The following is an 8,205-nucleotide window of genomic DNA, read 5'->3' on the forward strand; positions in this document are numbered from 1 at the left end:
ATATTATATAAATAATAACTTTATATAAAAAACACAAGTAATTGTATATTAATGTTTAACTAAATATTATTTAATTCATTATATCAATAATAATTTGTTACAATTATTATATAAAGACCATTACTTAAACATTTCGTCCATTCCAGGAATCATTGGCATGTCTACTTTGGCAACAGCATCTAATTCTGCTTGATTTACTTTAGTTGCTTTCTCAATAGCTTTGTTAATAGTTACAATTACATAATCTTCTAATTGTTCTTTATCTTTTAGTAAAGATTCATCAATCGAGATTGATTTAAGCTTTCCGTTGGCAGTTAAAGTAACTTTTAAATTGCCATCAGTACTTTGTTCATCAACAAGAACCGTGTCCAATCTTTTTTTTGTTTCCTCAATTTTGCGTTGGGTTTCTTGAAGTTTACCCATCATTCCCATTAAATCCATTGTTGTATTAATTTAAAATTTATTCATGCAAAATTACTATATTGCTGTTAATTATTTACAATTTATTTTAATGAAAGATAGAACCATTCTAAGTTGTCTTTGTGTTATTTTTGTATTTTACACTATAAACATGAAAGCGCAAAATATGCCAAAAAAAATACAACCCCCAATCGCCAAAATTGTAACTAAAAAACTCGAAAAATTCGGTGAGGTGAGAATTGACAATTATTTTTGGTTGAATGAAAGAGAAAATCCTGAAGTCATTGATTATTTGAATAAAGAAAATGATTATTACAAAAAAATGACTGCCGATACTAAAATTTTTCAAAAAGAACTTTTTGAAGAAATGAAGTCAAGAATTAAAGAGGATGACGAATCGGTTCCATATCTCTATAATGGCTACTTTTATTTCACACGTTATGAAAAGGGGAAAGATTATCCAATATATTCTAGAAAAAAGGAAAGCTTATCAGGAAAAGAAGAAATCATGTTTGATTGTAACAAACTCGCAAAAGGACATTCTTATTTTCAATTGGGTGGTTTAAGTATTAGTCCGGATAATAAATATGCCACTTTTGCAATAGATACTTCAGGAAGAAGGATTTATAGTCTTAAAATAAAAAACCTTGAATCGAATGAAATTCTAGACGATCAAATCGAAAATTGTTCTGGAGAAAGCACATGGGCAAATGATAACCAAACTATTTTTTATACCCATCAAGACAAGCTGACCTTGCGTTCCGATAAAATCTTTAAGCATAAATTAGGTACTAATGCTTTGAAGGATGTGTTGGTATATGAAGAAAAAGACGATACTTTTCATGTAGATGTAAGTAAAGAAAAATCAAAGAAATACATTGTTATTAGCTCATCTAGTACCTTAACAACCGAAAGTAGAATATTATTAGCGGATAATCCTAACGGAAAATTCACTATTTTTCAAAAACGAAAAAGAGGCTTAGAATATGATATTGCTCATTATGAGGATAGTTTTTATATAGTAACGAATAAAGATAAATCTACTAATTTTAAACTGATGAAAACGCAAGAAAATGCTACTTCAAAAGAAAATTGGGTAGATTTAATTCCGCATCGTGAAGATGTTTTACTTGAAGATATTGAGATTTTTAAAAACTTTTTAGTTATTGAAGAACGAGCCAACGGACTCAATAAAATTCGAATAATTCCTTGGATAGGAAAAGAGGAGTATTATTTGCCATTTGATAGCGAAACCTATACGGCATATACTACATCCAATGTGGATTTTGACACTGATATTTTACGATATTCCTATCAGTCTATGAAAACTCCATCTTCGGTCATCGATTTTAATATGAAAACGAAGGTTAAAGAGGTTAAAAAAGAACAACAAGTTCTTGGAGGTGAATTTGATAAAGAAAATTACATCGAAGAAAGAATCTGGGCTACTGCTAAAGATGGTACAAAAATTCCAATTTCGATGGTGTATCGAAAAGGCTTGATTAAAGATGGAAAAAATCCATTATTGTTATATGCTTATGGCTCCTATGGAATTTCGATGGATGCTACTTTTTCAACCACACGATTGACATTATTAGATAGGGGTTTTGTTTTTGCCATAGCTCACATTCGTGGTGGGGAAGACTTAGGGCGTCAATGGTATGAAAGCGGAAAATTGTTAAAAAAGAAAAACACCTTTACCGATTTTATTGATTGTTCAAAATTTGTAATAGATCAGAAATATACCGCTGCAGCACATTTGTATGCCGAAGGGGGTTCGGCTGGGGGACTATTGATGGGGGTGGTTATTAATTTAGCTCCAGAATTGTATAACGGAGTCATTGCACAAGTTCCATTTGTAGATGTAATGACGACTATGCTTGACCAAACAATACCTTTAACAACTGGGGAATATGACGAGTGGGGAAACCCCAATGCTAAGAAATATTATAAATACATGCTTTCCTATTCTCCTTATGATAATTTGAAAAAGCAGGCTTATCCTAATATGTATGTTTCAACAGGATTACAAGATTCGCAGGTACAGTATTGGGAGCCAGCAAAATGGGTGGCTAAACTAAGAACTGTTAAAAATGATACTACAGTTTTATATCTTGATATCAATATGGATGCGGGTCATGGCGGTGCTTCAGGAAGATTTGAGGCTATCAAAGAATTAGCAAAAGAATATAGTTTTTTACTGGATTTAGAAAAAATTAAAAAGTAATTGATTTTTTTTTGTTAAATTTGTAAAGATTTTAGGTTAAATTAGAAAGTGTCCTTGATTAACTATTTTTTATGAAAGAAGAAATTAACGCTTATAATAATATTTTAGAATTAATAGGGAACACTCCACTTATTAAACTAAATAGAGTTACCGAAGAATTAGAAGGAAACTTTTACGCTAAAGTTGAGGCGTTTAATCCCGGACATTCCACCAAAGATAGAATAGCATTATACATCATTGAAGAAGCCGAAAAGAGAGGTATACTTTCTCCAGGCGATACTATTATCGAAACTACATCAGGCAATACAGGTTTTAGCTTGGCAATGGTAAGCATTATCAAAGGTTACAATTGTATTTTAGCAGTAAGTTCAAAATCCTCAAAAGATAAAATTGATATGCTTCGCAATTTAGGGGCTAAAGTATATGTCTGTCCTGCTCATGTTTCTGCAGATGATGAAAGATCATATTATAATGTTGCCAAAAGACTACACGAAGAAACAAAAGGTTCAATTTATATTAATCAATATTTTAATCAATTAAATATTGATGCTCATTATATGTCTACAGGGCCAGAAATTTGGAAGCAAACCAATGGTAAAATAACTCATCTTATTGCTTGTAGCGGAACAGGAGGGACTATTTCAGGAACTGCTAAATATTTAAAAGAACAAAATCCTAATATTAGAATTCTTGGTGTAGATGCATTCGGTTCGGTGTTAAAAAAATACCATGAAACTAAAGAGTTCGACAACGATGAAATTTATCCTTATAGAATTGAAGGTTTAGGTAAAAACTTAATTCCATCGGCAACTGACTTTGATGTAATTGATAAGTTTATTAAGGTTACTGATGAAGAAAGTGCTCATGCTACAAGAGAATTGGTTCGTAAAGAAGGAATGTTTGTGGGGTATACCTCAGGAGCTGTATTACAAGCTATTAAACAATATGCTCAAGAAGGTGAATTTGACGAAAATAGTAACGTTATTGCTATATTTCCGGATCACGGATCACGCTATATGAGTAAAGTATTTAGCGATAAATGGATGGATGAGCAAGGTTTCTTTGATAGTATTAATGAGGAAGAAGTTCAGAAAATAGAATTTATTAAATAATTGATAATTGATAATTGATAATTAAAAAGTCCCGATTTTAATCGGGACTTTTTCTATTTAAAACTAAAATTATTAATTTTCAATTAACTTTCTTCCATCGTGTGATAGACATTCATCACATCATCATCCTCTTCAATTTTTTCAATTAACTTTTCGACATCAGCCATTTCAGCTTCGGTGATTTTTTTTGTGATTTGTGGAATTCTTTCAAAGCCAGAAGATAATATTTCGACTTTTCTGTTTTCTAATTCTTTTTGGATAGTTCCGAAACTTCCGAAAGGAGCATAAATCAAAATGCCATCTTCATCCTCGAACACTTCTTCTGCGCCAAAATCAATGAGTTCTAATTCTAATTCTTCAGGGTCAATATTTCCTTTTGGAATTCTAAAATTGCAGCTATGGTCAAACATAAATTCAACCGAACCTTGCGTTCCCATCGTTCCGTTACATTTATTAAAATAGCTTCTAATGTTAGCAACCGTCCTATTGTTATTATCAGTAGCCGTTTCTACTAAAATAGCGATTCCATGAGGTGCATAACCTTCAAACAACACTTCTTTATAATTTGCAGTGTCTTTATCAGTAGCTTTTTTGATAGCGCGTTCTACATTCTCTTTTGGCATATTGGCTGCCTTTGAGTTTTGTATAACGGCTCTTAATCTAGAATTGGCTTCGGGATTTGGACCACCTTCCTTAACCGCCATTACAATGTCTTTACCAATTCTCGTAAACGCTTTTGCCATGGCTGACCAACGTTTCATTTTTCTTCCTTTTCTGAACTCAAATGCTCTTCCCATTTCTAATTTTTTACATTGAACTGCAAAAATACAGTTATTAATTATTTTACCAAATGATTTTATTTCTTATAAAACGGTAATTTGACCACCTTAGCCCGAACGTCATTTTTTCGGATTCGGATATAAATATCGCTTCCAATACTGCTGTTTTCAGTTGTAACATAGCCCATACCAATTCCTATATTCATGGATGGCGACATGGTTCCTGAAGTTACAATTCCGATAGGATTACCCAAAGCATCTATAATTTCGTAATCATGCCTTGGTACCGCCCGTTCTTGCATTTCGAAAGCGATTAGCTTTTTGGAAACACCCAATTCTTTTTGTTTTTTTAGATTTTCGGAGTTGGTAAATTCTTTTGTGAATTTGGTAATCCAACCCAAACCAGCTTCGATAGGGGAGGTGGTATCGTTAATGTCGTTTCCGTATAGACAAAATCCCATTTCCAATCGCAAGGTATCACGAGCCGCGAGACCAATTGGTTTGATTCCAAAAGCAGCTCCAGCCTCAAACACTTTGTTCCAAATTTGTTCTACTTCTGAGTTTTTACAGTAAATCTCAAACCCTCCTGAACCAGTATATCCTGTTGCTGAAATAATAACATACTCGATTCCTGCAAAATCACCTACCTCAAAATGATAATATTGAATCGCCGCTAAATCAACTTTCGTCAAAGATTGCATAGCTTCAACAGCTTTGGGGCCTTGAATCGCTAATAAGGAATAGTCATCCGATAGATTTCGCATATCAACATCCAAATCATTTTGAGCCACAATCCAATCCCAATCTTTATAAATATTAGAAGCATTTACGACTAACAAATATTGTTCTTCTTTTAGTTTATAAACCAATAAATCATCTACAATTCCTCCGTCATTGTTAGGCAAGCAAGAATATTGTGCTTTACCGATAGTCAAAGTCGAAGCATCGTTAGAAGTTACTTTTTGAATCAAAGCCAGTGCATTCGGTCCAGATAACAAAAATTCTCCCATGTGGGACACATCAAAAACACCTACGCCATTGCGAACTACATCGTGTTCTGAATTCACACCTTCGTATAAAATGGGCATATTATAGCCTGCAAACGGTAGCATTTTAGCTCCCAAACTTTCGTGAATATTTGTTAATGCTGTGTTTTTCATGATAGAATAGAATAAATTTTAAGTCACAAATTTATTCTTTTTTTATGGAGTGACCAAGTATGTAATTAAGCATAATTATAAACCAATAGCCAGCCGTGTTTTTTGTTCAAGCAGCTACAATTTCACTTCTTTTATTTATGGCTTGCTTTCTTTTGTGGGCACAGAATGCGCTAACGTTCACGAAAATATTTATTATATATCCAAGCGATCGGGTTGTAGAATTGTCACGTCCTAAAATAACTAGGCTTTCAAATAGTATTTTCTCAAAAATCAAGAAATTATTTTAGTGTTTAGTATATCTCTTTTTTAAAGTTTAACTTATATTTACATTTATAAGATCCTAATTTTTAATCAGCAACAAATAAAATAATCCACTGTATGAATCAGAATAAAATTAGCTTCACAATAAAATCAAAATTTAAAACCTTCTTAATTTCTTTATTCTTAATTTCATTACATTCCTATTCTCAAAATTGGTCTAGCGATGGAAATTCTTATTATAGAATAGAACAAAATGAAATCAAACAATATAGTTTAGCTGAAAATTCGTCCAAAGTATTGGTTTCTTCAAAGCAACTAACTCCTCAAGGCGCTACAACTCCATTAGAAATCAGTCATTTTTCTTTTTCAAATGATCAACAGAAAGTTTTACTTTTTACGAATACTATTAAAGTATGGCGTTTAAATACCAAAGGTGATTATTGGATTTTGGATCTAAAAACAGGAACTCTAGCACAATTAGGAAAAAGCTTGCCTGCTGCTTCTTTAATGTTTGCGAAGTTTTCGCCAGATAACAAAACGGTTGCCTATGTAAGCAATCAAAATATTTACGTAGAAAATTTAGTCACTTCTAAAATAAAACCTTTAACTACAGATGGTTCAATTACAATTATAAACGGAACTTTTGATTGGGTTTACGAAGAAGAGTTCTCCTGTAGAGACGGTTTTAGATGGAGTCCTGACAGCAAATCAATTGCTTATTGGCAAATCGACTCAAGAAGTATCAAAAAGTTTACAATGTTAAACAATACAGCATCTATTTACCCAATTGTGATTCCTATTGAATATCCAAAAGTTGGAGAAAAACCTTCAATTTGTAAAGTTGGAGTGGTTACTATTGCTGATGCAAAATCTACTTGGATGAAAATTCCTGGAGTTGCCGATGAAAATTATTTAGTACGAATGGAGTTTATTCCAAATACAAATAATTTGATCATTCAACAATTGAATCGCAAACAAAATCAGAGTAGTCTTTATGTTGCAGAAGCTTCAAATGGGAATAGTAAGCTGATTAATAAAGAATCTGATACAGCATGGATTGATGTTTTTGTGTTAGGTAATCCGTATGATATTTACTATACTAATAATTTTACTTGGACTAATAACAACAAAAGTATTCTTTGGGCTTCTGAAAAAGATGGTTGGAGACATTTATATCAAATTTCATTAGATGGGAAATCGGAAAAATTAGTAACCAAAGGTAATTATGATGTCATAGATGTTAAACATACCGATGATAAAAATGGTAATGTTTACTTTTTGGCTTCTCCGGATAATGCCACTCAAAAATATTTATACAGAACCAAATTGGATGGATCAGGCAAACTTGAATTATTAAGTTCTGCGGATTTGAAAGGTACGCACGATTATAATTTTTCGACCAATGGAAAATATGCTTCCCATACTTTCTCCAACCATTTTACAAAGTCATCCCAGGAAATGATAGTTGTAGAAAATCAAAAGCCAATAAATGAAAAAACCAGCATAACTTCAAAATTAAGCCAATTACAAAAAAAACCAACAGCAGAGTTTTTTAAAATTACTACAAAAGACGGAGTTGAAATGGATGGTTGGATGGTAAAACCAAAGAATTTTGATGCTACAAAAAAATACCCTCTCGTGTTTTATGTATATTCAGAACCAGCAGGAACAACAGTTAGCGATAATTATGGATCAAGTCACAATCGATTGTATAATGGCAGTATGATCGATGATGGATATATCTACATTTCCTTAGACAATCGAGGAACTCCTGCTCCAAAAGGACGAGAATGGAGAAAATCAATTTATAGAAAAATTGGAAGAATTAATATTCAAGATCAAGCTATGGCTGCAACTGAAATATTGAAATGGAATTTTGTTGACCCAGATAGAGTGGCTGTTTGGGGATGGAGTGGTGGTGGTGCAGCTACTTTAAATTTAATGTTTCAATATCCTGAAATCTATAAAACTGGAATAGCAATCGCCGCTATCACAAACCAATTGACTTACGATAATATTTATCAAGAACGTTATATGGGATTGCCACAAGAAAATAAAGATGATTTTATAAACGGATCACCTATTACTTATGCAAAAAATTTAAAAGGTAATTTATTGTATATTCATGGAACCGGGGATGATAATGTTCATTATCAAAATGCAGAATTGTTAATTAATGAGTTGGTTAAATACAACAAACAATTTCAAATCATGCCCTATCCTAATCGATCTCATAGCATTAATGA

General features: G+C 32.3%; 6 protein-coding genes. 3 read left to right on the forward strand and 3 right to left on the reverse strand.

Going from position 1 to position 8,205, the window contains the following annotated elements; all coding sequences use genetic code 11:
• Positions 1–120: 120 nt before the first annotated feature.
• The gene (locus ACKVOD_RS04325; RefSeq protein ID WP_409208249.1) at positions 121–441 is read right to left on the reverse strand and encodes a YbaB/EbfC family nucleoid-associated protein; all 321 of its coding nucleotides are present in this window, start codon (positions 439–441) and stop codon (positions 121–123) included.
• A 145-nt stretch (positions 442–586) separates the two neighbouring features.
• On the opposite strand from ACKVOD_RS04325, the gene ACKVOD_RS04330 reads away from it, so the two are divergent.
• Together ACKVOD_RS04330 and ACKVOD_RS04335 are read left to right on the forward strand one after the other, a co-directional pair.
• The gene (locus tag ACKVOD_RS04330; RefSeq protein ID WP_409208250.1) at positions 587–2,647 is read left to right on the forward strand and encodes a S9 family peptidase; all 2,061 of its coding nucleotides are present in this window, start codon (positions 587–589) and stop codon (positions 2,645–2,647) included.
• A 71-nt stretch (positions 2,648–2,718) separates the two neighbouring features.
• Positions 2,719–3,759, forward strand: a complete 1,041-nt coding sequence (locus ACKVOD_RS04335; RefSeq protein ID WP_409208251.1) for a PLP-dependent cysteine synthase family protein — start codon at positions 2,719–2,721, stop codon at positions 3,757–3,759.
• Between the two features lie 83 nt (positions 3,760–3,842).
• Here ACKVOD_RS04335 and ACKVOD_RS04340 read toward each other — a convergent pair whose 3' ends face one another.
• Complete coding sequence (locus tag ACKVOD_RS04340; protein ID WP_409208252.1) at positions 3,843–4,556, reverse strand: YebC/PmpR family DNA-binding transcriptional regulator; 714 nt, start codon at positions 4,554–4,556, stop codon at positions 3,843–3,845.
• Between the two features lie 59 nt (positions 4,557–4,615).
• Positions 4,616–5,698: a glycine cleavage system aminomethyltransferase GcvT gene (gene gcvT / locus ACKVOD_RS04345; protein WP_409208253.1), complete on the reverse strand. Its 1,083-nt coding sequence runs from the start codon at positions 5,696–5,698 to the stop codon at positions 4,616–4,618.
• A gap of 378 nt (positions 5,699–6,076) precedes the next feature.
• On the opposite strand from gcvT, the gene ACKVOD_RS04350 reads away from it, so the two are divergent.
• The coding region (locus tag ACKVOD_RS04350; protein ID WP_409208254.1) for a DPP IV N-terminal domain-containing protein at positions 6,077–8,205 on the forward strand (2,129 nt) is incomplete at its 3' end.

This window comes from Flavobacterium sp. (assembly GCF_046155325.1).
In the GTDB taxonomy this organism is placed as follows: domain Bacteria; phylum Bacteroidota; class Bacteroidia; order Flavobacteriales; family Flavobacteriaceae; genus Flavobacterium.

What these genes read in the sequence shown, in the direction of transcription:
- ACKVOD_RS04325 (WP_409208249.1), bottom strand. Translation starts at nt 441, where the DNA reads ATGGATTTAATGGGAATGATGGGTAAACTTCAAGAAACCCAACGCAAA.
- ACKVOD_RS04330 (WP_409208250.1), top strand. Translation starts at nt 587, where the DNA reads ATGCCAAAAAAAATACAACCCCCAATCGCCAAAATTGTAACTAAAAAA.
- ACKVOD_RS04335 (WP_409208251.1), top strand. Translation starts at nt 2,719, where the DNA reads ATGAAAGAAGAAATTAACGCTTATAATAATATTTTAGAATTAATAGGG.
- ACKVOD_RS04340 (WP_409208252.1), bottom strand. Translation starts at nt 4,556, where the DNA reads ATGGGAAGAGCATTTGAGTTCAGAAAAGGAAGAAAAATGAAACGTTGG.
- gcvT (WP_409208253.1), bottom strand. Translation starts at nt 5,698, where the DNA reads ATGAAAAACACAGCATTAACAAATATTCACGAAAGTTTGGGAGCTAAA.